The sequence below is a fragment of the Pseudomonas sp. NUPR-001 genome (assembly GCF_052147955.1).
In the GTDB taxonomy this organism is placed as follows: Bacteria; Pseudomonadota; Gammaproteobacteria; order Pseudomonadales; family Pseudomonadaceae; genus Aquipseudomonas.
In genome coordinates, this window is sequence record NZ_CP197353.1 from 3,861,587 (window position 1) to 3,884,171 (window position 22,585).

At 59.8% G+C, this 22,585-nt stretch carries 20 protein-coding genes; 13 read left to right on the top strand and 7 right to left on the bottom strand.

Going from position 1 to position 22,585, the window contains the following annotated elements:
• Positions 1-4: 4 nt before the first annotated feature.
• From crcB to ftsK, 4 genes are all read right to left on the bottom strand, one after another.
• A complete protein-coding gene (gene crcB, locus ACP6KB_RS17500) occupies positions 5-379 on the bottom strand; it encodes a fluoride efflux transporter CrcB (protein WP_442108537.1) in 375 nt (124 codons plus the stop codon).
• A complete protein-coding gene (locus ACP6KB_RS17505) occupies positions 376-1,701 on the bottom strand; it encodes a replication-associated recombination protein A (protein WP_442108539.1) in 1,326 nt (441 codons plus the stop codon). The genes crcB and ACP6KB_RS17505 overlap by 4 nt, the downstream gene beginning before the upstream one ends.
• Positions 1,702-1,722: 21 nt before the next feature.
• A complete protein-coding gene (lolA, locus tag ACP6KB_RS17510) occupies positions 1,723-2,346 on the bottom strand; it encodes an outer membrane lipoprotein chaperone LolA (RefSeq protein ID WP_442108541.1) in 624 nt (207 codons plus the stop codon).
• A 63-nt stretch (positions 2,347-2,409) separates the two neighbouring features.
• Positions 2,410-4,821 (bottom strand): DNA translocase FtsK, encoded by a 2,412-nt coding sequence (ftsK, locus tag ACP6KB_RS17515; protein WP_442108543.1) that lies wholly within the window; start codon positions 4,819-4,821, stop codon positions 2,410-2,412.
• 356 nt (positions 4,822-5,177) lie between these two features.
• Between ftsK and aat the strand changes: the two genes are divergently transcribed.
• The 3 genes from aat to infA all read left to right on the top strand — a co-directional run bounded on the left by aat (position 5,178) and on the right by infA (position 6,946).
• Complete coding sequence (gene aat / locus ACP6KB_RS17520; RefSeq protein WP_442108545.1) at positions 5,178-5,858, top strand: leucyl/phenylalanyl-tRNA--protein transferase; 681 nt, start codon at positions 5,178-5,180, stop codon at positions 5,856-5,858.
• 57 nt (positions 5,859-5,915) lie between these two features.
• Positions 5,916-6,623, top strand: a complete 708-nt coding sequence (locus ACP6KB_RS17525; protein WP_442108547.1) for an arginyltransferase — start codon at positions 5,916-5,918, stop codon at positions 6,621-6,623.
• 104 nt (positions 6,624-6,727) lie between these two features.
• On the top strand, positions 6,728-6,946 hold the full coding sequence (gene infA, locus ACP6KB_RS17530; protein ID WP_002553999.1) for a translation initiation factor IF-1: 219 nt from the start codon (positions 6,728-6,730) through the stop codon (positions 6,944-6,946).
• A gap of 113 nt (positions 6,947-7,059) precedes the next feature.
• On the opposite strand, the gene clpA is transcribed toward infA, so the two are convergent.
• On the bottom strand, positions 7,060-9,330 hold the full coding sequence (gene clpA / locus ACP6KB_RS17535; RefSeq protein WP_442108549.1) for an ATP-dependent Clp protease ATP-binding subunit ClpA: 2,271 nt from the start codon (positions 9,328-9,330) through the stop codon (positions 7,060-7,062).
• A gap of 30 nt (positions 9,331-9,360) precedes the next feature.
• Positions 9,361-9,723: an ATP-dependent Clp protease adapter ClpS gene (clpS, locus tag ACP6KB_RS17540; RefSeq protein ID WP_009400967.1), complete on the bottom strand. Its 363-nt coding sequence runs from the start codon at positions 9,721-9,723 to the stop codon at positions 9,361-9,363.
• Between the two features lie 225 nt (positions 9,724-9,948).
• Between clpS and cspD the strand changes: the two genes are divergently transcribed.
• Positions 9,949-10,203, top strand: coding sequence for a cold shock domain-containing protein CspD (gene cspD / locus ACP6KB_RS17545; protein ID WP_442108552.1), 255 nt, complete (start codon positions 9,949-9,951; stop codon positions 10,201-10,203).
• Positions 10,204-10,261: 58 nt separating this feature from the next.
• Here the strand turns inward: cspD and icd are convergent, their stop codons facing one another.
• Positions 10,262-11,518 carry an NADP-dependent isocitrate dehydrogenase gene (gene icd / locus ACP6KB_RS17550; protein ID WP_442108554.1) on the bottom strand — a complete coding sequence of 419 codons (1,257 nt, stop codon included), beginning with the start codon at positions 11,516-11,518 and terminating at the stop codon, positions 10,262-10,264.
• 416 nt (positions 11,519-11,934) lie between these two features.
• Here icd and ACP6KB_RS17555 point away from each other — a divergent pair, with 416 nt between their 5' ends.
• The 9 genes from ACP6KB_RS17555 (at position 11,935) to aceA (ending at position 22,405) form a co-directional block, all read left to right on the top strand.
• Positions 11,935-14,160: an NADP-dependent isocitrate dehydrogenase gene (locus ACP6KB_RS17555; protein ID WP_442108556.1), complete on the top strand. Its 2,226-nt coding sequence runs from the start codon at positions 11,935-11,937 to the stop codon at positions 14,158-14,160.
• A 120-nt stretch (positions 14,161-14,280) separates the two neighbouring features.
• Entirely contained in the window at positions 14,281-14,721 is a 441-nt protein-coding gene (locus ACP6KB_RS17560) for an NUDIX hydrolase (protein ID WP_442108558.1), read from the top strand.
• Positions 14,722-14,791: 70 nt separating this feature from the next.
• Entirely contained in the window at positions 14,792-15,913 is a 1,122-nt protein-coding gene (gene mnmA, locus ACP6KB_RS17565; protein WP_442108560.1) for a tRNA 2-thiouridine(34) synthase MnmA, read from the top strand.
• Positions 15,913-16,533, top strand: coding sequence for a high frequency lysogenization protein HflD (hflD, locus tag ACP6KB_RS17570; RefSeq protein ID WP_045188388.1), 621 nt, complete (start codon positions 15,913-15,915; stop codon positions 16,531-16,533). The genes mnmA and hflD overlap by 1 nt, the downstream gene beginning before the upstream one ends.
• Positions 16,534-16,691: 158 nt before the next feature.
• Positions 16,692-18,062 carry an adenylosuccinate lyase gene (gene purB / locus ACP6KB_RS17575; protein WP_442108562.1) on the top strand — a complete coding sequence of 457 codons (1,371 nt, stop codon included), beginning with the start codon at positions 16,692-16,694 and terminating at the stop codon, positions 18,060-18,062.
• Between the two features lie 82 nt (positions 18,063-18,144).
• Positions 18,145-19,311, top strand: coding sequence for a ribosomal protein uL16 3-hydroxylase (locus tag ACP6KB_RS17580; protein ID WP_442108564.1), 1,167 nt, complete (start codon positions 18,145-18,147; stop codon positions 19,309-19,311).
• On the top strand, positions 19,304-19,738 hold the full coding sequence (locus ACP6KB_RS17585) for a GNAT family N-acetyltransferase (protein WP_442108566.1): 435 nt from the start codon (positions 19,304-19,306) through the stop codon (positions 19,736-19,738). The genes ACP6KB_RS17580 and ACP6KB_RS17585 overlap by 8 nt, the downstream gene beginning before the upstream one ends.
• 117 nt (positions 19,739-19,855) lie before the next feature.
• Positions 19,856-20,590 carry a secretin N-terminal domain-containing protein gene (locus tag ACP6KB_RS17590; protein ID WP_442108568.1) on the top strand — a complete coding sequence of 245 codons (735 nt, stop codon included), beginning with the start codon at positions 19,856-19,858 and terminating at the stop codon, positions 20,588-20,590.
• A 489-nt stretch (positions 20,591-21,079) separates the two neighbouring features.
• Positions 21,080-22,405 (top strand): isocitrate lyase, encoded by a 1,326-nt coding sequence (gene aceA / locus ACP6KB_RS17595; protein ID WP_133210109.1) that lies wholly within the window; start codon positions 21,080-21,082, stop codon positions 22,403-22,405.
• The last annotated feature ends 180 nt before the right edge of the window (positions 22,406-22,585 follow it).

The following is a 22,585-nucleotide window of genomic DNA, read 5'->3' on the forward strand; positions in this document are numbered from 1 at the left end:
TGGTTCAGAATTTGGTCAAAGACAGGCCAGCCCAAGTTGCGAGCAGCCCGCCGAATACGCTGATTCCGGCATAACCGAAGGCCAGCGGCGCCTGCCCGCTTTCAAGCAGACGCACGGTATCCAGTGAAAAAGATGAAAAGGTTGTCAGACCGCCGAGAAACCCGACGATCAGGCCCGCACGCAGCTCGACCGGCACCAGCGGGCGATGCACAAACAGCCCGTAGAGTATGCCGATCAGCAGGCAGCCAATCAGATTGACCGCCAGCGTACCGAGATAGAAGTGGCGTGGCCAGTGGGCATTGACCCAATTGGCCGTGGCAAAGCGCAACAAGGTGCCAGCGATGCCTCCTGCGCTGACTGCGGCGACCACAGCGATCATGGTTTTCTCCGTTGCCGCGGGCTGGTGCGGTCAAGCTCGGCCAGGTGCTTGAGCTTTTCGCCGATCTTCAGTTCAAGGCCGCGCGGTACCGGCTGATAGTAGTGCCGTGGCTCAAGCGCGTCGGGGAAATAGTCTTCACCGGCGGCATATGCATCGGGTTCATCGTGGGCGTAGCGGTATTCGTCACCATAGCCCAACTGCTTCATCAGCTTGGTCGGCGCATTGCGCAAATGCAGCGGCACTTCCAGCGAGCCGTGCTCACCTGCCTCGCGCAAGGCCGTCTTGAAGCCCATGTACACGGCGTTACTCTTCGGCGCGCAGGCCAGGTAAGTAATGGCTTGCGCAACGGCCAGCTCGCCTTCCGGGCTACCCAGGCGCTCCTGCACATCCCAGGCAGCCAGGCACAGGCTCAAGGCCCGCGGATCGGCGTTGCCGATGTCTTCGCTGGCCATGCGTACTACGCGCCGGGCGATGTACAAGGGATCGCAACCACCATCAAGCATGCGTGCAAACCAGTACAGGGCACCGTCGGGGTTGGAGCCACGCACCGACTTGTGCAACGCCGAGATCTGGTCGTAGAACGCCTCACCGCCTTTGTCGAAACGTCGACGGCTGTCACCCAACAGGCTTTGCAGCAGCTCTACCGCGATTTCGCTGCCATCTTCGGCAAGGTCTGAGGCGTTTTCCAGCAGGTTGAGCATGCGCCGGCCATCACCGTCGGCTGCGGCCATGAGCATCTTGAAGGCCGCATCACCCAAGCTCAACTGACGCTTGCCCAGGCCGCGCTCTTCAGTCAATGCCCGGTTCACCAGCTTGCGCAGTGCGGGCTCGTCGAGGCTCTTGAGTACGTACACCCGCGCGCGCGACAGCAAGGCGTTGTTCAGTTCGAACGACGGGTTTTCGGTGGTCGCGCCAATAAAGATCAAGGTGCCGTCTTCCACATAGGGCAAGAAGGCATCTTGCTGGGACTTGTTGAAGCGGTGCACTTCATCAACGAAGAGGATGGTGCGCCGCCCGTACTGCCCGGCCTGTTGCTTGGCGATTTCTACCGCCTGGCGAATTTCCTTGACCCCGGCGAGTACCGCCGACACGGTTTCAAAGTGTGCGTCACAAAATTGCGCCAGCAGGCGCGCCAGGGTGGTTTTACCCACCCCCGGCGGCCCCCAGAAAATCATCGAGTGCAGCGCGCCCTGTTCCAGTGCTTCACGCAGCGGTTTACCACGCGCCAGCAGGTGCTCCTGGCCGACATACTCGTCCAGATTGGCCGGGCGCAAGCGCGCGGCCAGTGGCTGGGCGACGGGTTCACTACGAAACAGGTCCATGGACAGCGCTACTACCTCTGGTTATTCCGAAATGACGTCAGCGCCTTTCGGGATATCGAACTTGAATTTGCTTGCCGGGATGTCGCCGTTGGCCTTGACCCCAGTGAACAGGATATTGGTGCGCTGGCCGACACTGTCGATCAATTGCATATCGTTGACCAAACCTTTACGGAACGATAGACGCAAGGAATCGAACAGCGTGTCCTTGGTTTTCGGCTTGAGGGTGAAATCCACCACATCGCCCTGCTCCTTGGAGGCAATGTCGAAGCTCTGGCTGATCTTCGACACATCGCCGGAGAGCAGCAGCGCTGGCGTCTCAGTCAGGCGCTGGTCCAGCTTCTTGATGGTCGCCTGCTCCAGGTCCGGGTCCCACAGGGTGACGGTTTTGCCGTCAGACACTACCACTTGCTCCTGCGGAGCATCGGTATGCCAGTAAAACAACCCCGGGCGCTGCACCGACATCTGTCCCGCCGTCTCTTGCAGGCTGGTGCCAGTGGCATCGAGGGTCAGTTGCGAGAAGCGAGCTTCGATGGTCCTGGATTTTTCCAGTAGCTGGGTCAGACGCGCCACATCCTGCTCACCGGCAAATACCGACGCGCTGGACACGGCCAAAGCGGAAACCAACATCATGCGAATCAGGCGCATGGCAATCCTCATTGCAGTAAGAAAGGGCCTGTGACCGTCGAGGGCCACAGACCAGAGGGTTCATCAGTCGCGGGACGGCCCGGGGGCAATCACTTCGCGCGAACCGTTGGTGTTCATGGCGGTGACCACACCGGCCATTTCCATCGCCTCGATCATCCGCGCGGCGCGGTTGTAGCCGATCTTCAGCTTGCGCTGGACTGCGGAAATCGACGCCCGGCGGCTTTCCAGCACGAATTGTACGGCTTCATCGTACAGCGCGTCGGTTTCGGCATCGTCGCCATCCCCGCCACCACTGCCACCGTCAAAGCCGCTACCGGCTTCTTCGACGCCACTGAGGATGTCGTCGTTGTAGTCTGGCGCGCCACGCAGCTTCCACGCTTCAACCACGCGATGGACTTCATCGTCCGAGACGAACGCACCGTGCACACGGATCGGCAGGCTGGTGCCCGGTGGCATGTAGAGCATGTCACCGTGGCCAAGCAGCTGTTCGGCGCCCCCCTGGTCGATGATGGTGCGCGAGTCGATCTTGCTCGACACCTGGAACGCCATACGGGTCGGAATGTTGGCCTTGATCAGACCGGTAATCACGTCCACCGATGGCCGTTGGGTAGCGAGAATCAGGTGAATACCGGCCGCACGCGCCTTCTGGGCGATCCGCGCGATCAGCTCTTCAACTTTCTTGCCGACGATCATCATCATGTCGGCAAACTCATCGACCACCACGACGATGGTCGGCAAGGTTTTCAGCAGCGGCGGCACGTCGTCCATGCTTTCGCGCTTGAACATCGGGTCGTAGATCGGCTCACCCGCCTCTTCGGCGTCTTTGACCTTGCGGTTGAAGCCGGCCAGGTTACGCACGCCCATGGCCGCCATCAGTTTGTAACGGCGCTCCATTTCGGCCACGCTCCAACGCAGGGCGTTGGCGGCGTCTTTCATGTCGGTGACCACCGGGCACAGCAGGTGTGGAATGCCTTCGTAGATCGACAGCTCAAGCATTTTCGGGTCGATCATGATCAGCTTGGCGTCTTCCGGGCCAGACTTGAACAGGATCGACAGAATCATCGCGTTAACGCCCACCGACTTACCGGAACCGGTGGTACCCGCTACCAGCAAATGCGGCATCTTGGCCAGGTCGGTGATGACCGGTTTGCCACCGATGTCGTGCCCCAGGGCCATGGTGACCGGCGACTTGGCTTCATCGTATTGTGGCGACGACAGCACTTCGGAGAAGCGCACAATCTGGCGGTCTTCGTTGGGGATTTCGATACCGACGGTGGTCTTGCCCGGAATCACTTCAACCACACGCACACTGGTTACGGCCAGCGAGCGCGCCAGGTCTTTTGCCAGGTTGGCAATGCGACTGACCTTCACACCGGCTGCCGGCTGAATTTCGTAACGGGTAATCACCGGACCTGGGTGGATGGAGTCCACCGAAACTTCGACACCAAACTCTTTAAGTTTGATTTCCAGCAGGTGACCGACACCGGCCAACGATTCTGGCGAATAGTTGACCTGCTTTTTCTCGGCCGGATCCAGGATCGAGATCGACGGCAAGGTGCCCTCAATGGCGCTGTCGACAAACAACGGCGCCTGCTTTTCCTTCTGCACACGCTTGCTGGGCTCAGGTGCCTTGACCGGCGCGGGCATAATCACCGGCGCTGGTTGCTGCGCACGTTCGGCCACGTGTTTGCTCAGAGCCTGGTCCCGCTCGATGATGCGTTCTTTGGCTTTGGCCTGTTCGCGGCGATCCGCCACCACCGGGGCAACCACCTCCTGGACCTGTTCATCGACTTCACGCAGTTGCGCTACCAGGCGCTTGCGCTCATTGCGCGCAGCCCACCAGCGGTTGGCGGCGCCCTGGAACAGCTCGAACAGGTCGAGGGTGATCTTGCCGGTGATATCCATGACCTTGAACCACGACAGGTCGGTAAACACCGTCAGGCCAAACAGGAACAAGGCAATGAACATCAGGGTGCTGCCCTGCACGTTCAGGGCGTTTTTGGCCAGGTCGCCCAGGCTTTCACCCAGCGCGCCACCGGCCGAGGCCGGCAGGCTGGCAGCCGAATGGAAGTGAATATGCGCCAGGGCCGCGCCCGACAGCACCAGAAACACCAGGCCAATCAAACGCCAGGAGAACAGCCAGCCGCTCCATTGCCACGGCTGGTGACGCTCACGAAAGATCTGCCAGGTCTTGATCGCCAGCAACAGCGGGAAGATGTAGGCGAAATAACCGAGCACCATGAACAGCACGTCGGCGAAGTAGGCACCGGCACGTCCGGCGGCATTCTGCACCTGCTCGACGTTGCTGGTGTGGCTGAAACCGGGGTCGGACTGGTCGTAGGTCAGCAGCGCCATCCACAAGTACAGGCACAACGCCCCCATGGCGATTAGCGCGCCTTCCTTGAGGCGATAATGCAACTGCTGGCGCCAGAGCGGCACAGGCAAGGGATTCGGTGTTGCGGTGGATTTTTTCAAAACGCGTCTATTCCTGCGCTCAAAGCGCGTCCAACAGTGATTGACCTAATTGAACAGTCAACAAACCACTACTTTTAACATTACTGCCCGCCTACCGCTATGGCGGCACACCAGAAACCAGCGTGAACGGGGGCCAATTTCCTATATCGCAATTGGAGCATGCATTTTCTTTTGTGACAAAGGCTTATGCGGTGTTTTTGTGCAGGTGTGACAACAAAGGGCTGTGCAAGTTGCTTTAATCGTATCGCGGGGCAAGCCCGCTCCCACACAGGATGATTAAGACAGTTCTCCCCACCCTTGCCCCGGGATGCCCTTTCGGGCAATGCTGCCCTCCCCTCTTCTGCCCGTAGACCACAATGCTGACCTGGCTAAGCCGTGACTCCCTGACCTTTCCGCCGCTGGATAAAGCCCTGCGCGATCCCAACGGCCTGCTCGCAGCCGGCGGTGACCTCAGCGCCGAGCGGCTGGTGCAGGCTTACCGGCACGGCTGTTTTCCCTGGTATCAGGATGGCCAGCCGATCCTGTGGTGGTCGCCCGACCCGCGCACGGTGCTGTTCCCCGACGAGCTGCACGTATCGCGTTCGCTGCGAAAATTCATCCGCCAGGGCCATTATCAGGTCAGCTTTGACCAGGACTTTGCCGCGGTGATAAAAGCCTGCGCCGCGCCGCGTGACTACGCGGATGGCACCTGGATCACCGACAGCATGCAGAAGGCTTACCTCAAGCTGCACCAACAGGGCTTCGCCCACAGTGTTGAAGTGCGCCAGAACGGTGAATTGGTTGGCGGCCTGTATGGCCTGGCCATGGGCCGCCTGTTTTTCGGCGAATCCATGTTCAGCCGTGCCGACAATGCCTCCAAGGTCGGCTTCGTGCAGTTGGTCGAGCACCTGCAGCAGGCCGGCTTTGTTCTGATCGACTGCCAGATGCCCACCGATCACCTGCACAGCCTGGGTGCCCGCGCCATTGCCCGGGCCACCTTCGCCGATTATCTGCAGCGCTACCTGGACCAACCTAACAGCGCCAGCTGGGTTTGTTAGGCGAGTTTTTCCAGCTGGCTTACACTTAACGCTAAAGCACCTCCCGAGGGGTTGATCATGACAGAGTTGGCGCGGTTGAAGTTCTATGCCACTCAGCCCCATTCCTGCAGCTACCTGCCAGACGAGCAAGCCACAACGCTGTTCCTCGACCCGAGCCAGCCGATGGATGTGAACGTCTACGCAGACCTGTCGGAAATGGGCTTCCGGCGCAGCGGCGACCACCTGTACCGCCCGCATTGCCAGAACTGCAACGCTTGCGTACCGGCGCGCATCCCCGCTGCACGATTCCTGCCCAATCGCCAGCAGAAACGCATCATCAAGCGCAACGCCGACCTCAGCGTCAGCGCGGCGCGCCCGGCGTTCAAAGAGGAATACTTCGAGCTGTACCGGCGCTACATCGAGCAACGCCACGCAGACGGCGATATGTACCCGCCCAGCCGCGACCAGTTCTCCACCTTCCTGGTGCGCGACCTGCCGTTCTCGCGCTTCTACGAGTTCCGCCTGGGCACCCGCTTGTTGGCGGTGGCCGTCACCGACCTGCTGCCCAACGGCCTGTCTGCGGTGTACACCTTCTACGACCCGGACGAAGAACGGCGCAGCCTGGGCCGTTTCGCCATCCTCTGGCAGATTGCCGAAGCCCTGCACCAGGGCCTGGATGCGGTCTACCTCGGATACTGGATCAAGAACTGCAAAAAGATGAATTACAAGACCCAGTATCGCCCCATCGAGCTGCTGATCAATCAACGCTGGGTGACGTTGAACTGAAATCGTTGGCTTGAAGTCCATTTTTCGGGCACAATGCACGCCACTTTTTTTGCCTGGCGCAGTTGTGCACCGGGCCATTAACTGGACACCGAGGGCTTTACTGCATGTCGAAAGAAGACAGCTTCGAAATGGAAGGCACTGTCGTCGACACCCTGCCCAACACCATGTTCCGTGTGGAGTTGGAAAACGGGCACGTCGTTACCGCGCATATCTCTGGAAAAATGCGCAAGAACTACATTCGTATTCTGACCGGTGACAAGGTCCGCGTCGAACTGACGCCTTATGACCTGAGCAAAGGGCGTATCACCTACCGCGCTCGCTAAGCTGCACCAACAAAAACGCCCGGCTTTGTGCCGGGCGTTTTTGTTTGCGTCTGGGAAAGATCGCGGGGCAAGCCCGCTCCCACCGTGGGAGCGGGCTTGCCCCGCGCTAGGCATTACGCCATTTCAGCCGTCGTCTCGAAGTCGAACACCAACTCGCCATCGCGGATGTCGATGTGCACCACGCCGCCATGTTCGGCCAACTCACCAAACAGGATCTCTTCAGCCAATGGCCGCTTGATCTTGTCCTGGATCAGCCGCGCCATCGGCCGCGCGCCCATCTGCGCATCGTAACCACCCGCAGCTAGCCAGCTGCGTGCAGCATCGCTGACTTCCAGCAACACACGCTTGTCTTCCAGTTGCGCCTGCAGCTCGATAAGGAACTTGTCCACCACGCTCTTGATCGTCTCGTGACTGAGGCGGCCAAACTGAATGATGGTGTCCAGACGGTTGCGGAACTCCGGCGTGAAGCTTTTCTTGATCACTTCCATGGCATCGGAGGAGTGATCCTGCTGGGTAAAGCCAATTGAGGCTCGTGCAGCAGTTTCAGCACCAGCGTTGGTGGTCATGATCACGATGACGTTGCGGAAGTCCGCCTTGCGCCCGTTGTTGTCGGTCAAGGTACCGTGGTCCATGACCTGCAGCAGCAGGTTGAAGACTTCCGGGTGGGCCTTCTCGATTTCATCCAGCAGCAGTACGCAATGCGGTTGCTTGGTGATTGCCTCGGTGAGCAAACCACCTTGGTCGAAACCGACATACCCCGGAGGCGCACCGATCAGCCGCGATACGGTGTGACGCTCCATGTACTCGGACATGTCAAAGCGCACCAACTCGACACCCAGGGCCTTGGCCAGCTGACGCGCCGCCTCGGTCTTACCGACACCGGTAGGGCCGGCGAACAGGAACGAGCCGACCGGCTTGTCAGGTGCCTTCAATCCAGCACGAGACAGCTTGATCGCGGTAGCCAGCGAATCGATCGCCGCATCCTGACCAAACACTGTCAGCTTCAGGTCACGCTCAAGGTTACGCAGCAGCTCTTTATCAGAGCTGGTGACGTGTTTTGGCGGAATTCGCGCAATTTTCGCGACGATATCCTCAACCTGCGCAACATCGATACGCTTGACGCGCATCTCTGCTGGCTGCAGGCGCTGGTAGGCACCGGCTTCGTCGATGACATCGATTGCCTTGTCGGGCATGTGCCGGTCATTGATGTAGCGTGCAGCAAGCTCGGCAGCCGCGCGCAGGGCCTCATCACTGTATTCGATATTGTGATGAGACTCGAAACGCCCCTTGAGCCCGCGCAGGATACCCACGGTGTCTTCCACCGACGGCTCACTGACATCAACTTTCTGGAAGCGCCGCGCCAAGGCGCGATCCTTCTCGAAAATGCCGCGAAACTCCTGGAATGTGGTCGAACCGATGCAGCGGATATCGCCCGAGGACAGCAACGGCTTGAGCAGATTGGAGGCATCCATTACACCGCCGGACGCCGCCCCCGCACCGATGATGGTATGAATCTCATCGATGAACAGGATGGCCTGCGGGCGTTTGCGCAGCTCATTGAGCAGCGCCTTGAAGCGTTTTTCGAAGTCGCCCCGGTATTTGGTACCCGCCAGCAACGCGCCCAGGTCCAGGGAATAGACCACGCTTTGCGCCAGCAAATCGGGCACTTGACCATCGACGATGCGTTTGGCCAGCCCCTCGGCGATGGCGGTTTTACCCACACCGGCCTCCCCGACCAGCAGCGGGTTGTTCTTGCGCCGACGCGCGAGAATTTGCGCTACGCGCTCAACCTCAAGCTCACGACCGACCAGCGGGTCGATACGCCCTTGCCGGGCTTGCTCGTTGAGGTTGCTGGCATAGGCATCCAGCGGGTTACCCGACGATGAGGTTTCGCCCGCGTCTTCGTCCTGCATGTCCTGCTCGCCTTCAGAGTGCTCACCATGGCCCGGCACTTTGGAGATACCGTGGGCGATGTAGTTGACCACGTCGATACGGGCCACGCTCTGTTGTTTGAGCAGGAACACGGCCTGGCTTTCCTGCTCGCTGAAAATGGCTACCAGTACATTGGCGCCAGTGACTTCTCGCTTGCCCGAGCTCTGGACATGGAAGACTGCGCGCTGCAGTACACGCTGAAAGCCCAGGGTTGGCTGGGTTTCACGATCCTCGTCATGCACGGGAATCAACGGCGTGGTGGAGTCGATGAACTCCTGCAGGTCGTGTTTGAGTTTGTCGAGGTTCGCGCCGCAGGCACGCAAAACGGTCGCGGCGGCCTCATTATCCAATAGCGCCAGCAGCAGGTGTTCGACGGTCATGAATTCATGACGCTTCGAACGGGCCTCCTTGAAGGCCAGATTGAGGGTGACTTCGAGCTCGCGGTTTAACATAGCTTCACCTCATACCCAAGTGGCCGGCGATTAACCGTCCTTCTCGATTTCACAGAGTAGCGGATGCTGGCTTTCCCTTGCGTATTGGTTGACCTGCATAGCCTTGGTCTCGGCGATGTCACGGGTAAACAATCCGCATACTGCCCGTCCTTCGGTATGGACGGCTAGCATGACCTTGGTCGCCAGCTCGCGATTCAGGTTAAAAAACACCTCGAGCACTTCGACGACGAAATCCATCGGTGTGTAGTCATCATTGAACAAAACCACCTTGTACATCGGTGGCGCCTGCAGGGCCGGCTTGGCCTCCTGTACCGCCAGGCCAGAACCATCGTCCTCATGCGATTGCGGGCGATCCTGATTGAATGTTAGTCGAATCTGGCTATGTGCATGCATGGAAAGAATTTCATCATTTCGACAAGTTGGATTATGGATTGACCGCACAGGTGATGCAGAACAGCCATCACCTCACCTTGACTATCGGCAAAACGGTGTTACAACCAATAAGAACCCACCGTGGTCGATAAAGATCCGCGCAGTCAACCAGAATTTTCGCAGGTTCATATGCGGATGGAGTGGATGATACTCCAGTGATGGAGTCCTTTGCAGAGGGATATGAGGATGGCAAGCGGTAAAGTCAAGTGGTTCAACAATGCCAAGGGCTACGGATTCATCAATGAGGAGGGGAAAACAGAAGACCTGTTCGCCCACTACTCGGCCATTAAGATGGACGGCTATAAAACACTGAAAGCCGGCCAATCCGTCAGCTTCGAGATAATCCAGGGCCCCAAAGGCTTGCACGCGGTGGAAATCACTTCCGCGACTGTTCAATCCACCTCTGCCCCGACCACTAACCCGGAAACGGTTAGAGCCTGACCCTCCAGGCAATAAAAAACCGACCAACCCGCAAGGGCTGGTCGGTTTTTTGTGCTGCTTACATATGCTTGATCAGTGCGTCACCGAAACCGGAACTGCTGACCAGGGTCGCGCCATCCATCAGGCGCTCGAAGTCATACGTCACGGTCTTGGCAGCGATTGCACCGTTGGTGCCCTTGATGATCAGGTCAGCCGCCTCGGTCCAGCCCAGGTGACGTAGCATCATCTCGGCCGAGAGGATCACCGAGCCCGGGTTGACCTGGTCTTTGCCGGCATACTTCGGCGCAGTACCGTGGGTCGCTTCGAACATGGCCACGGTATCCGACAGGTTGGCGCCCGGCGCAATACCGATGCCGCCCACTTCTGCCGCCAGGGCGTCGGAGAGGTAGTCACCGTTGAGGTTGAGGGTGGCGATCACATCGTATTCGGCCGGACGCAGCAGGATCTGCTGGAGCATGGCGTCGGCGATGGCATCCTTGACGATGACTTCGCGGCCGGTTTTCGGGTTCTTGAACTTCATCCACGGGCCGCCATCGAGCAGCTCGGCGCCAAATTCGTTCTTGGCCACCTCATAGCCCCAATCTTTGAAGGCGCCTTCGGTGAACTTCATGATGTTGCCTTTGTGCACGATGGTCAGCGACTTGCGATCGTTGTCCACGACGTACTGCAGGGCTTTACGCACCAGGCGCTGAGTGCCTTCTTTGGAGACCGGCTTGATGCCGATGCCGCAGTCCTGGTCGAAACGGATCTTGGTAACACCCATTTCTTCCTTGAGGAACTTGATGACCTTGGCCGCCTCGGGAGAACCGGCCTTCCACTCGATGCCGGCATAAATGTCTTCGGAGTTTTCGCGGAAGATCACCATGTCGACGTCACCCGGCTTTTTCACCGGGCTCGGCACACCCTGGAACCACACCACCGGCCGCAGGCAGACATACAGGTCCAGCTGCTGGCGCAGGGCAACGTTGAGAGAGCGGATACCGCCACCCACTGGCGTGGTCAGCGGACCTTTGATGGAGACAACATAATCTTTGACTGCGTCCAGGGTTTCCTGGGGCAGCCAGGTATCCTGATCGTACACCTGGGTGGCCTTTTCACCGGCGTAGACTTCCATCCAGGAAATCTTGCGCTTGCCCCCATAGGCTTTTTCTACAGCAGCATCGACCACTTTGATCATGACGGGACTGACGTCTACGCCAATGCCGTCGCCTTCGATGAACGGGATGATCGGATTATCAGGAACATTGAGAGAATGGTCCGCATTGACGGTGATTTTGTCGCCGACTGCCGGAACCTTGATTTTCTGGTATCCCATGCTGCACTCCGTTTTTTTTGGTGTGGTACGTCATCTGGATCCCCAGAGCGTACCCCAGTTGCACGGCAACGGGAACCACGCAGGAAAATGCCCCGTAATGGGGCAGCATCGTCTACATCTTTGGTCTAAAAAACACGCTTCGACGTGTTGATCTTGATCAATACGACCAAGGGTTTGGTATACTCCGCCGGTGACCAAAGGGTCACTTGGGGCGAACCGTCTGGAACGAGACCTGCAGGCCCCGACAAGACTGAGCTGTTACCGCAGCTCAGCCGTTTGACACTCGACTGATGCAATCCACCATCACCGCACAGAATCCTCGACCTTCTGCTCATGGATGTGTCTGAGCGAAGCGCTTACCCTGCGCACCTCCGAGATTCTGCGCACGCTCAGCAAAACAGAGAGTTAACCCGAATATGCCCACCCGATCCAAGATCATCTACACCTTCACCGACGAAGCCCCTGCCCTCGCCACCTATTCACTGCTCCCCATCGTCGAAGCCTTTACCGCTTGCGCCGACATTGCCGTAGAAACCCGGGACATCTCTCTGGCCGGCCGCATCCTTTCTGCCTTCCCTGAACAGCTCGGCGCCGACAAGCAAGTGGCCGACCACCTGGCAGAACTGGGCCAACTGGCAACCACACCAGAAGCCAACATCATCAAATTGCCAAACATCAGCGCCTCGGTTCCACAACTGAAGGCCGCAATCAAAGAACTGCAAGCCAAAGGCTTCAACGTTCCTGACTACCCAGAAGCTGCCGCTACCGACGCCGAGAAAGAAGCCAAGGCGCGCTACGACCGCATCAAGGGCAGCGCCGTGAACCCGGTACTGCGCGAAGGCAACTCCGACCGTCGCGCACCGCTGTCGGTCAAAAACTACGCGCGCAAGCACCCGCACAAAATGGGCGCCTGGGCTGCTGACTCCAAGTCCCACGTCGCTCACATGAGCCACGGCGACTTCTACGGCAGCGAGAAAGCCGCGCTGATCGAAGCCGATGACAGCCTGCGCATCGAACTGCTGGACAAGAACGGCACCACCACCGTTCTGAAAGAAAAAACCTCGGTTAAAGCGGGCGAAATCATCGACTGCGCCGTGATGAGCACCAAAGCGCTGCGCGCGTTCATCGCTGCCGAGATCGAAGACGCCAAGGCCAAGGGCGTACTGCTGTCGGTACACCTCAAAGCCACCATGATGAAAGTCTCCGACCCGATCATGTTCGGCCAGATCGTTGCCGAGTACTACCAGGACGCGCTGAACAAGCACGCCGAAGTACTGGAGCAAATCGGTTTCAACCTGAACAACGGTATCGGCGACCTGTACGCCCGTATCAAAGCGCTGCCAGCTGAACAGCAAGCGCAGATCGAAGCAGACGTCAAAGCGGTTTACGACGTACGCCCGGCACTGGCCATGGTCAACTCCGACAAGGGCATCACCAACCTGCACGTACCGAGCGACGTTATCGTCGACGCTTCGATGCCGGCGATGATCCGTGACTCGGGCAAGATGTGGAACACCGAAGGCCAGCTGCAAGACACCAAGGCAGTGATCCCGGATCGTTGCTACGCAACCATCTACCAGGCCGTTATCGAAGACTGCAAGCAACACGGCGCCTTCGATCCGACCACCATGGGCAGCGTGCCAAACGTTGGCCTGATGGCGCAGAAAGCCGAAGAGTACGGCTCGCACGACAAGACCTTCCAGGCCAAAGTCGACGGCACCATCCGCGTAGTTGACGGCAAAGGCAACCTGGTACTGTCCCAGGAAGTCGAAGCGGGCGACATCTTCCGCATGTGCCAGACCAAAGACGCACCGATCCAGGACTGGGTCAAACTGGCGGTCAACCGTGCCCGTGCCAGCAACACCCCAGCCGTATTCTGGCTCGACCCACTGCGTGCCCACGACGGCGTGCTGATCGAGAAAGTCCAGAAGTACCTGAAAGACCACGACACTGCCGGCCTGGACATCCGTGTCCTGTCGCCTGTCGAGGCCATGAAGGTCTCCCTGCAGCGCATCCGCGCAGGCCAGGACACCATCTCGGTCACCGGCAACGTGCTGCGTGACTACCTGACCGACCTGTTCCCGATCATGGAGCTGGGCACCAGCGCCAAGATGCTGTCGATCGTACCGCTGATGAACAACGGCGGCCTGTTCGAAACCGGCGCCGGTGGTTCGGCCCCGAAGCACGTACAGCAACTGGTTGAAGAGAACTTCCTGCGCTGGGATTCCCTGGGCGAGTTCCTGGCCCTGGCCGCTTCTCTGGAGCACCTGGGCACTGCCTATGCCAACCCGAAAGCCAAGGTACTGGCGGCGACCCTGGACCAGGCCACCGGCCAGTTCCTGGACACCAACAAGTCCCCTGCGCGCAAAGTCGGCGGTATCGACAACCGTGGCAGCCACTTCTACCTGACCCTGTACTGGGCCCAGGCACTGGCTGCACAGAACGACGACGCTGCCCTGCAGGCACGCTTCGCCCCACTGGCAAAAGCCCTGAGCGAGAACGAAGCGACCATCGTCGCCGAACTCAACGCCGTTCAAGGCAAGCCGGCTGAAATCGGTGGTTACTACTACCCGGATGCCGAGCTGACCAGCAAAGTGATGCGCCCAAGCCAGACCCTGAACAGCGCGATTGCCGCCCTGTAAGGTTCGCTTGACGTAACAACAGAAGCCCCGGCCACGCACCGGGGCTTCTGCTTTTTCGGAACCCATCGCGCCCACTGTGGGAGCGGGCTTGCCCCGCGATAAAAATACAGGAACCGCACAATGACCTGGCAACCGCACATCACCGTCGCCACCATCGTCGAAGACCAGGGCCGCTTCCTCATGGTCGAGGAATTCAAAGCCGGCAAACACGTCTTCAACCAGCCCGCCGGCCACCTGGAAGCCAACGAAAGCCTGCTAGACGCCGCCCGCCGCGAAACCCTGGAAGAAACCGCCTGGGAAGTCGAGCTCACCGGCGTGGTCGGCATCTACCTCTACACCGCGCCGAGCAACGGCGTGACCTACCAACGCGTGTGCTTCGCTGCACGCCCGCTCAAGCACCACCCCGAACGCGCCCTGGACAGCGACATCGTCCGCGCTGTGTGGCTGAGCCGCGAAGAACTGCTGAGCGACCCGGAACGCTGGCGCAGCGAACTGGTGCCGCGCTGCATCGACGACTACCTGAGCGGGCCGCTGCACAGCCTGGCATTGATTCGCGACTGACAGTGACGATGCCTTGACGGCCACAGCCTGATAGAATTGTTGTCTTTTTCCAGAAACACAGCCGGTACCTATGACCAGTCCAGCACTTTACGAACCCGAAAAGACACGCGTTATTGTCGGCATGTCCGGCGGCGTGGACTCTTCCGTCTCCGCCCTCCTGCTGATGGAGCAGGGCTACCAGGTGGAAGGCCTGTTCATGAAGAACTGGGAAGAGGACGACGGCACCGAATACTGCACCGCCCGCGAAGACCTGGCCGACGCTCAGGCCGTGTGCGACCGCATTGGCATCAAGCTGCATACCGCCAACTTCGCCGCCGAATACTGGGACAACGTGTTCGAGCACTTCCTGGCCGAATACAAGGCCGGGCGCACCCCCAACCCAGACATCCTGTGCAACCGTGAAATCAAGTTCAAGGCGTTCCTCGACTACGCCATGATGCTTGGCGCCGACCTGATCGCCACCGGCCACTACGTACGCCGCCGCGACACCGACGGGCGCACCGAGCTGCTCAAGGGCCTGGACCCAAACAAAGACCAGAGCTATTTCCTCCACGCCGTTGGCGGCAAGGAAATCGCCCGCACCCTGTTCCCGGTGGGTGAACTGGAAAAACCTGAAGTGCGCGCCATCGCCGAAAAACACGGCTTGGCCACGGCGAAGAAGAAAGATTCCACCGGCATCTGCTTTATTGGTGAACGCCGCTTCAGCGATTTCCTCAAGCAATACCTGCCGGCCCAACCCGGCGAAATCCAGACCACCGAAGGCGAAGTCATCGGTCGCCACCACGGCCTGATGTACCACACCATTGGTCAGCGTCAGGGCCTGGGTATCGGCGGCCTCAAAGACGCCAGTGACGAGCCGTGGTACGTACTGGAGAAAGACCTCAGCCGCAACGTGCTGGTAGTCGGCCAGGGCAACGAACACCCATGGTTGTTCTCCCGCGCCCTGCTGGCCTCGGAAATTTTCTGGGTCAACCCGATCGACCTGTCCAGCCCGCGCCAGCTCACCGCCAAAGTGCGCTACCGCCAAAGCGATCAGCGCTGCACCCTGGAGCGCACCGAGAACGGCTACCGCGCAGTCTTCGACGAGCCGCAACGGGCGGTCACCCCCGGCCAGTCCGTGGTGTTCTATGACGGTGAAATCTGCCTGGGCGGCGGCGTGATCGAAACGGCCGAGCCGTGGAGCGCGCACTGATGAGCTCGATTCAAGAGCAGTTGATTGCCCTGGGCGGCGTGTTTCAGGCGGCGGTGCTGGTTGACCGCATCGCCCGCACCGGCCAGGCCAGCGAAGCGAACCTGGGCTGCATGCTCGGCAGCCTGCTGGTGCGCGACCCGCAAAACACCCTTGAAGTGTTTGGCGGTGACGACCTCAACCTGCGAGACGGTTATCGCGCCCTGGCCAGCGCCCTGGAACGTGATCCAGGCAGCCTGCAGCGCGAACCACTGCGCTATGCGCTGTCGATGCTGGGCCTGGAGCGCCAGCTGGCCAAGCGCGGCGACATGCTTGATGTAATCGGCAACCGCCTGCCACAGATCCAGTCCCAGGCCGAACATTTTGGCCTGGTGCACGAAAACGTCATCGCCTCCAGCGGCGCCCTGTACCAGGACACCCTGAGCACCCTGCGCCAGCGCATCCAGGTGCACGGTGACATGCGCCACCTGCAACAGCCGAGCAATGCCTCGAAGATCCGCGCCCTGCTGCTCGCTGGCATCCGTGCGGCGCGCCTGTGGCGGCAACTGGGCGGGCACCGCTGGCAGTTGGTAATCAGCCGGCGCAAACTGCTCAAAGAACTGTACCCGATGTTGCGTGGCTAATTTGAAGCTATCGCGGGGCAAGCCCGCTCCTACGGTGGGAGCGGGCTTGCCCCGCGATTAAGATTTATCGGCAGACCATCTGTCAGCCACCCAACCCAGGCGCATTTTTCATGTATGATATGCGCCCTCTCAAAAGCCTGACTGTCCGAGAACACCCCATGCAGCTTTCCTCGCTCACTGCGGTTTCCCCTGTTGACGGCCGTTACGCCGGCAAAACCCAGGCCCTGCGCCCTATCTTCAGCGAATACGGTCTGATCCGTTTCCGCGCCCTGGTCGAGGTTCGCTGGTTGCAGCGCCTGGCCGCCCACCCGCAAATTGCCGAGGTTCCGGCGTTTTCCGCTGAAGCCAACGCACTGCTCAATGGCCTGGCCAGTGAGTTCGCCCTCGAGCACGCCGAGCGCGTGAAAGAAATCGAGCGCACCACCAACCACGACGTCAAGGCCATCGAGTACCTGCTCAAGGAGCAGGCTGCCAAGCTGCCGGAACTGGACAAGGTCAGCGAGTTCATCCACTTCGCCTGCACCAGTGAAGACATCAACAACCTGTCCCACGCCCTGATGCTGCGCGCTGGCCGTGACGACGTGCTGCTGCCGCTGATGCGCCAGATCGCCCAGGCCATCCGTGAACTGGCCCACCGCTTCGCCGACGTGCCGATGTTGTCGCGCACCCACGGCCAACCGGCTTCGCCAACCACCCTGGGTAAAGAGCTGGCCAACGTCGTCTACCGCCTGGAGCGCCAGATCGCTCAGGTCGCCGCCGTTCCGCTGCTGGGCAAAATCAACGGCGCCGTAGGTAACTACAACGCCCACCTGTCGGCCTACCCGCAGATCGACTGGGAAGCCAACGCCCGCGCCTTCATCGAAGACGAGCTGGGCCTGGTGTTCAACCCGTACACCACGCAGATCGAGCCGCACGACTACATCGCCGAGCTGTTCGACGCCATCGCTCGCTTCAACACCATCCTGATCGACTTCGATCGCGACATCTGGGGCTACATCTCCCTGGGCTATTTCAAACAGCGCACCATCGCTGGCGAAATCGGCTCATCGACCATGCCGCACAAGGTCAACCCGATCGACTTCGAAAACTCCGAAGGCAACCTGGGTATCGCCAACGCGCTGTTCCAGCACCTGGCCAGCAAGCTGCCGATCTCGCGCTGGCAGCGTGACCTGACCGACTCCACCGTGCTGCGCAACCTGGGTGTTGGTTTCGCTCACAGCGTGATCGCCTACGAAGCCAGCCTCAAAGGCATCAGCAAGCTGGAAATCAACGAAGCGCGCATCGCCGAAGACCTGGACGCCTGCTGGGAAGTCCTGGCCGAGCCGATCCAGACCGTAATGCGCCGCTACAACATCGAAAACCCCTACGAGAAGCTCAAAGAGCTGACCCGTGGCAAAGGCATCAGCCCTGAAGCGCTGCTGACCTTCATCGATGGCCTGGACATGCCAGCCGACGCCCGTGCCGAACTGAAAAAGCTGACCCCAGCCTCTTACATCGGTAACGCCGCAGCGCAAGCCAAACGCATCTGATCTGCGCCCTGCGCGTAAACGCCCGGCTCAGCCGGGCGTTTTTATTCCCGAAAGAAATTTACTTTTTTTCAATAGGTTACACATGAATCCTGATACTCCACTGCAGCTGCTGGGCGGCCTCACTGCCCGCGAATTCATGCGCGACTACTGGCAGAAGAAACCTCTGCTGGTACGCCAGGCCTTTACCGACTTCGAAAGCCCGATCGACGCCGACGAACTGGCCGGCCTGGCGCTGGAAGAAGAAGTTGAATCGCGCCTGATCATCGAGCACGGCGAGCGCCCCTGGGAAATGCGCCGCGGCCCGTTCGAAGAAGACACCTTCAGCACCCTGCCCGAGCGTGACTGGACCTTGCTGGTACAGGCAGTGGACCAGTTCGTCCCCGAGGTCAACGAGCTGCTGGAGCACTTCCGCTTCCTGCCGAGCTGGCGTATCGACGACGTCATGATCAGCTTCGCAGCCCCAGGTGGCAGCGTCGGCCCGCACTTCGACAACTACGACGTGTTCCTGCTGCAAGGCGAAGGCAAGCGCAACTGGAAGATCGGCCAGATGTGCGACAGCGACAGCCCGCTGCTGGAGCATGCCGACCTGCGCATCCTCGCCGACTTCGAGCAAAGCGACGAGTGGACCCTGGAACCGGGCGATATGCTCTACCTGCCGCCGCGCCTGGCCCACTACGGCATTGCCGAAGACAACTGCCTGACTTATTCGGTAGGCTTCCGCGCCCCAAGCGCCGCTGAAGTGCTGACCCACTTCACCGACTTCCTCAGCCAGTTCCTGCCTGACGAAGAACGCTACAGCGACGCCGATGCACAGCCGGTCAGCGACCCACACCAGATCCAGCACGACGCCCTTGATCGCCTGAAGAACCTGCTGACCGAGCACATGGGCGACGAACGCCTGCTGCTGACCTGGTTCGGCCAGTTCATGACCGAGCCGCGCTACCCGGAAATGGTCAGCGGCGAGCCGCTGGACGAAGCCGAACTGATCGAAAGCCTGGCCCAGGGCGCCATCCTGATCCGCAACCCAAGCGCGCGCCTGGCCTGGTCGGAAGTCGATGACAATCTGCTGCTGTTCGCCAGCGGCCAGAGCCGTCTGCTGCCGGGTGACCTGCGCGAGCTGCTGAAGCTGATTTGTGCCGCTGATGCGTTGCACATTGAAAACCTTGAGCAGTGGCTCGAAAACGATCAAGGCCTTACATTGATCTGCGAACTGGTCAAACAAGGAAGCTTGGGGTTTGCCAATGAATAAGATCCGTGTCCGCCTTGCCGACTGGCACAAAGACAACGCCGACATCCGTCGCATCCGTGAAGCCGTGTTCATCGCCGAGCAATGCGTGCCACCGGAGCTTGAGTGGGACGCCGACGATGACAGCGCCGTACACTTCCTCGCGATGGAAGGCGACTACGCCATCGGCACTGCCCGTCTGCTCGCCGACGGCCAGATCGGTCGCGTGTCGGTGCTCAAGGACTGGCGCGGCCTGAAGGTTGGCGATGCGCTGATGCAAGCGGTTATCGTCGAAGCGCAGAACCGCGACCTCAAGCAGCAGATGCTGAGCGCGCAGGTGCAGGCTACGCCATTCTACGAACGCCTTGGCTTCAAGGTGGTCAGTGAAGAGTTCCTCGAGGCGGGCATCCCGCACGTGGACATGGTTCGCGAGTCGCGCGAACTGGCTTGATAGCTGATCGCGGGGCAAGCCCGCTCCCACGGTGGGAGCGGGCTTGCCCCGCGATGAAGCCAGCAAACCCCCGACAAATTTGCCATCATGTCCACTCCACCCGCGGAGATCATGGACATGCCGCTACGCCCCCTGCTCGCCTCCCTGCTTCTGTCGTTCAGCCTGAGCGCGCTGGCCGCCACTGAAGTCCTGCCGTTGAACCACCGCAGCAGCGCCGAATTACTCCCCACCGCCCAAGCCTTCCTCGGCAAAGACGGCAGCGTCAGCGCCTTCGAAAACAAACTGATCGTCAACGCCGAGCCGCAACGCATCGATGACCTGCGCACCCTGCTGCAACAGCTGGACACTGCGCCGCGCCGCTTGATGATCAGCGTCGACAACAACGACAGCAACTACCAGGACAACCGCGGCAACGCCCGCATCATCCACTACGGCACCGCCAACCGCGAAGGCGGCCTGCAGCAGGTTCAGGCCACTGAAGGCAAGCCGGCACTGATCCAGGTCGGCCAGAGCATTCCGGTCACCAGCACCCGTACCGATGGCTATGGCCGCATCGACAGCAACACCGAATACCGCAACGTCACCCAGGGTTTCTACGTGACTGCGAGCGTCAACGGCAACGACGTTAACCTCAGCATCAGCACCAACAACGATCGCATGAGCCAGGAACGTCCCGATGTAGTGAAGGTTCAAAGTACCGACACAACCGTCAGTGGCAAGCTCGGTGAATGGATCACAGTGGCCGGCATCAACCAGCAGAGCCAGTCCGACCGCAGCGCTTCTACCCTCAGTTACAGTACTCAGCGCGGTGAAAACATGACATTGCGGGTAAAAGTCGACGCTTTGAACTGAACCCAGAGAAATCAAGGCCTCGACCAAAGGCCTCGGAACTGACTGATGGGTCGTATTAGACCAAAGATGTAGTGGAATGAAAAAAGCACTACAAAACATTTGACGACCACATTTGGCCAAGGCATGATGGCCCCGCTCCCGCTAATCAGAGGCCCTGGCAAGGGCCTTCGAGTCGCGCTCTAACCTACCCACTTGAGCCGACTCGTGTCTGTACAGCCCACAAGGCAGTTTGACGAGATTGCGACTGGAACGAGGTTGTCCTGAGGGACGGAAGCGCATCAAGAGGCACCCGGCAGTACTGTTCACTGCAGCTCGGCAACCACGAGCCACCCTGCAGCGATCACCTCGCCAACGCCTGCTCACTTCCCCCTTCGAGCCCCATCGTTCGACCGTCGCAACTTTCGCTGAACATGACTGACGCCAGGCTTCTGATCTGCGCTGTGTGAGCGAGAATTTTTACCCAAGACCGATGCGACGAGGTTTATTTCCATGGCACTGACACGCGAACAGCAAATTGCAGCCCTCGAAAAAGACTGGGCCGAAAACCCGCGCTGGAAAGGCGTGACCCGTACCTACACCGCCGCTGATGTCGTTCGTCTACGTGGCTCGGTCCAACCTGAGCACACGCTGGCCCGCATGGGTGCCGAGAAACTGTGGAAACTGGTTACCCAAGGTGCACACCCGGCTTTCCGCCCAGAAAAAGATTTCGTCAACTGCATGGGCGCCCTGACTGGCGGCCAGGCTGTTCAGCAGGTTAAAGCCGGTATCCAGGCAATCTACCTGTCCGGCTGGCAAGTGGCTGCCGACAACAACTCGGCCGAGTCCATGTACCCAGACCAGTCGCTGTACCCAGTCGACTCGGTACCGACTGTGGTCAAGCGCATCAACAACTCGTTCCGTCGCGCCGACCAGATCCAGTGGAAAGCTGGCAAGAACCCAGGCGACGAAGGCTACGTCGACTACTTCGCACCGATCGTGGCTGACGCTGAAGCCGGTTTCGGCGGCGTACTGAACGCCTACGAGCTGATGAAAAACATGATCGAAGCAGGCGCAGCTGGCGTTCACTTCGAAGACCAACTGGCTTCGGTCAAGAAATGCGGCCACATGGGCGGCAAAGTATTGGTGCCAACCCAGGAAGCTGTACAGAAGCTGACCGCTGCGCGTCTGGCTGCTGACGTTGCTGGCGTACCGACCATCATCCTGGCCCGTACCGACGCCAACGCCGCTGACCTGCTGACCAGCGACTGCGACCCGTACGACCAGCCGTTCGTTGTCGGCGATCGTACTCCAGAAGGCTTCTACAAAGTGCGCGCTGGCTTGGATCAAGCCATTGCCCGTGGCCTGGCCTACGCCCCGTACGCCGACCTGATCTGGTGCGAAACCGCCAAGCCGGACCTGGACGAAGCCCGTCGCTTCGCCGAAGCAATCAAAAAGGAATACCCGGACCAGATCCTGTCGTACAACTGCTCGCCTTCCTTCAACTGGAAGAAGAACCTGGACGACGCCACCATTGCCAAGTTCCAGCGCGAACTGTCGGCCATGGGCTACAAGCACCAGTTCATCACCCTGGCCGGTATCCACAACATGTGGCACGGCATGTTCAACCTGGCGCACGACTACGCCCGCAACGACATGACCGCCTACGTGAAACTGCAAGAGCAAGAGTTCGCTGACGCTTCGAAAGGCTACACCTTCGTTGCCCACCAGCAGGAAGTCGGCACTGGCTACTTCGACGACATGACCACCGTGATCCAGGGTGGCAAGTCTTCGGTTACCGCTCTGACCGGTTCGACTGAAGAAGAGCAGTTCCACTGATCACTGATCAGTTGCTGATATTCGGGTAACACGCAAAACCCGGGGCTTGTGATGGGGCCCCGGGTTTTGTTTTTTCTATAGGAGCGGGCTTGCCCCGCGATTGCGGATTGCCAGTCACCTCGCATCGCGGGGCAAGCCCGCTCCTACAGCCATATGATCTGGCGGATTCGGCGCTTTCCT

What these genes read in the sequence shown, in the direction of transcription:
- crcB (WP_442108537.1), bottom strand. Translation starts at nt 379, where the DNA reads ATGATCGCTGTGGTCGCCGCAGTCAGCGCAGGAGGCATCGCTGGCACC.
- ACP6KB_RS17505 (WP_442108539.1), bottom strand. Translation starts at nt 1,701, where the DNA reads ATGGACCTGTTTCGTAGTGAACCCGTCGCCCAGCCACTGGCCGCGCGC.
- lolA (WP_442108541.1), bottom strand. Translation starts at nt 2,346, where the DNA reads ATGCGCCTGATTCGCATGATGTTGGTTTCCGCTTTGGCCGTGTCCAGC.
- aat (WP_442108545.1), top strand. Translation starts at nt 5,178, where the DNA reads ATGCTGACCTGGCTAAGCCGTGACTCCCTGACCTTTCCGCCGCTGGAT.
- ACP6KB_RS17525 (WP_442108547.1), top strand. Translation starts at nt 5,916, where the DNA reads ATGACAGAGTTGGCGCGGTTGAAGTTCTATGCCACTCAGCCCCATTCC.
- infA (WP_002553999.1), top strand. Translation starts at nt 6,728, where the DNA reads ATGTCGAAAGAAGACAGCTTCGAAATGGAAGGCACTGTCGTCGACACC.
- clpA (WP_442108549.1), bottom strand. Translation starts at nt 9,330, where the DNA reads ATGTTAAACCGCGAGCTCGAAGTCACCCTCAATCTGGCCTTCAAGGAG.
- clpS (WP_009400967.1), bottom strand. Translation starts at nt 9,723, where the DNA reads ATGCATGCACATAGCCAGATTCGACTAACATTCAATCAGGATCGCCCG.
- cspD (WP_442108552.1), top strand. Translation starts at nt 9,949, where the DNA reads ATGGCAAGCGGTAAAGTCAAGTGGTTCAACAATGCCAAGGGCTACGGA.
- icd (WP_442108554.1), bottom strand. Translation starts at nt 11,518, where the DNA reads ATGGGATACCAGAAAATCAAGGTTCCGGCAGTCGGCGACAAAATCACC.
- ACP6KB_RS17555 (WP_442108556.1), top strand. Translation starts at nt 11,935, where the DNA reads ATGCCCACCCGATCCAAGATCATCTACACCTTCACCGACGAAGCCCCT.
- ACP6KB_RS17560 (WP_442108558.1), top strand. Translation starts at nt 14,281, where the DNA reads ATGACCTGGCAACCGCACATCACCGTCGCCACCATCGTCGAAGACCAG.
- mnmA (WP_442108560.1), top strand. Translation starts at nt 14,792, where the DNA reads ATGACCAGTCCAGCACTTTACGAACCCGAAAAGACACGCGTTATTGTC.
- hflD (WP_045188388.1), top strand. Translation starts at nt 15,913, where the DNA reads ATGAGCTCGATTCAAGAGCAGTTGATTGCCCTGGGCGGCGTGTTTCAG.
- purB (WP_442108562.1), top strand. Translation starts at nt 16,692, where the DNA reads ATGCAGCTTTCCTCGCTCACTGCGGTTTCCCCTGTTGACGGCCGTTAC.
- ACP6KB_RS17580 (WP_442108564.1), top strand. Translation starts at nt 18,145, where the DNA reads ATGAATCCTGATACTCCACTGCAGCTGCTGGGCGGCCTCACTGCCCGC.
- ACP6KB_RS17585 (WP_442108566.1), top strand. Translation starts at nt 19,304, where the DNA reads ATGAATAAGATCCGTGTCCGCCTTGCCGACTGGCACAAAGACAACGCC.
- ACP6KB_RS17590 (WP_442108568.1), top strand. Translation starts at nt 19,856, where the DNA reads ATGCCGCTACGCCCCCTGCTCGCCTCCCTGCTTCTGTCGTTCAGCCTG.
- aceA (WP_133210109.1), top strand. Translation starts at nt 21,080, where the DNA reads ATGGCACTGACACGCGAACAGCAAATTGCAGCCCTCGAAAAAGACTGG.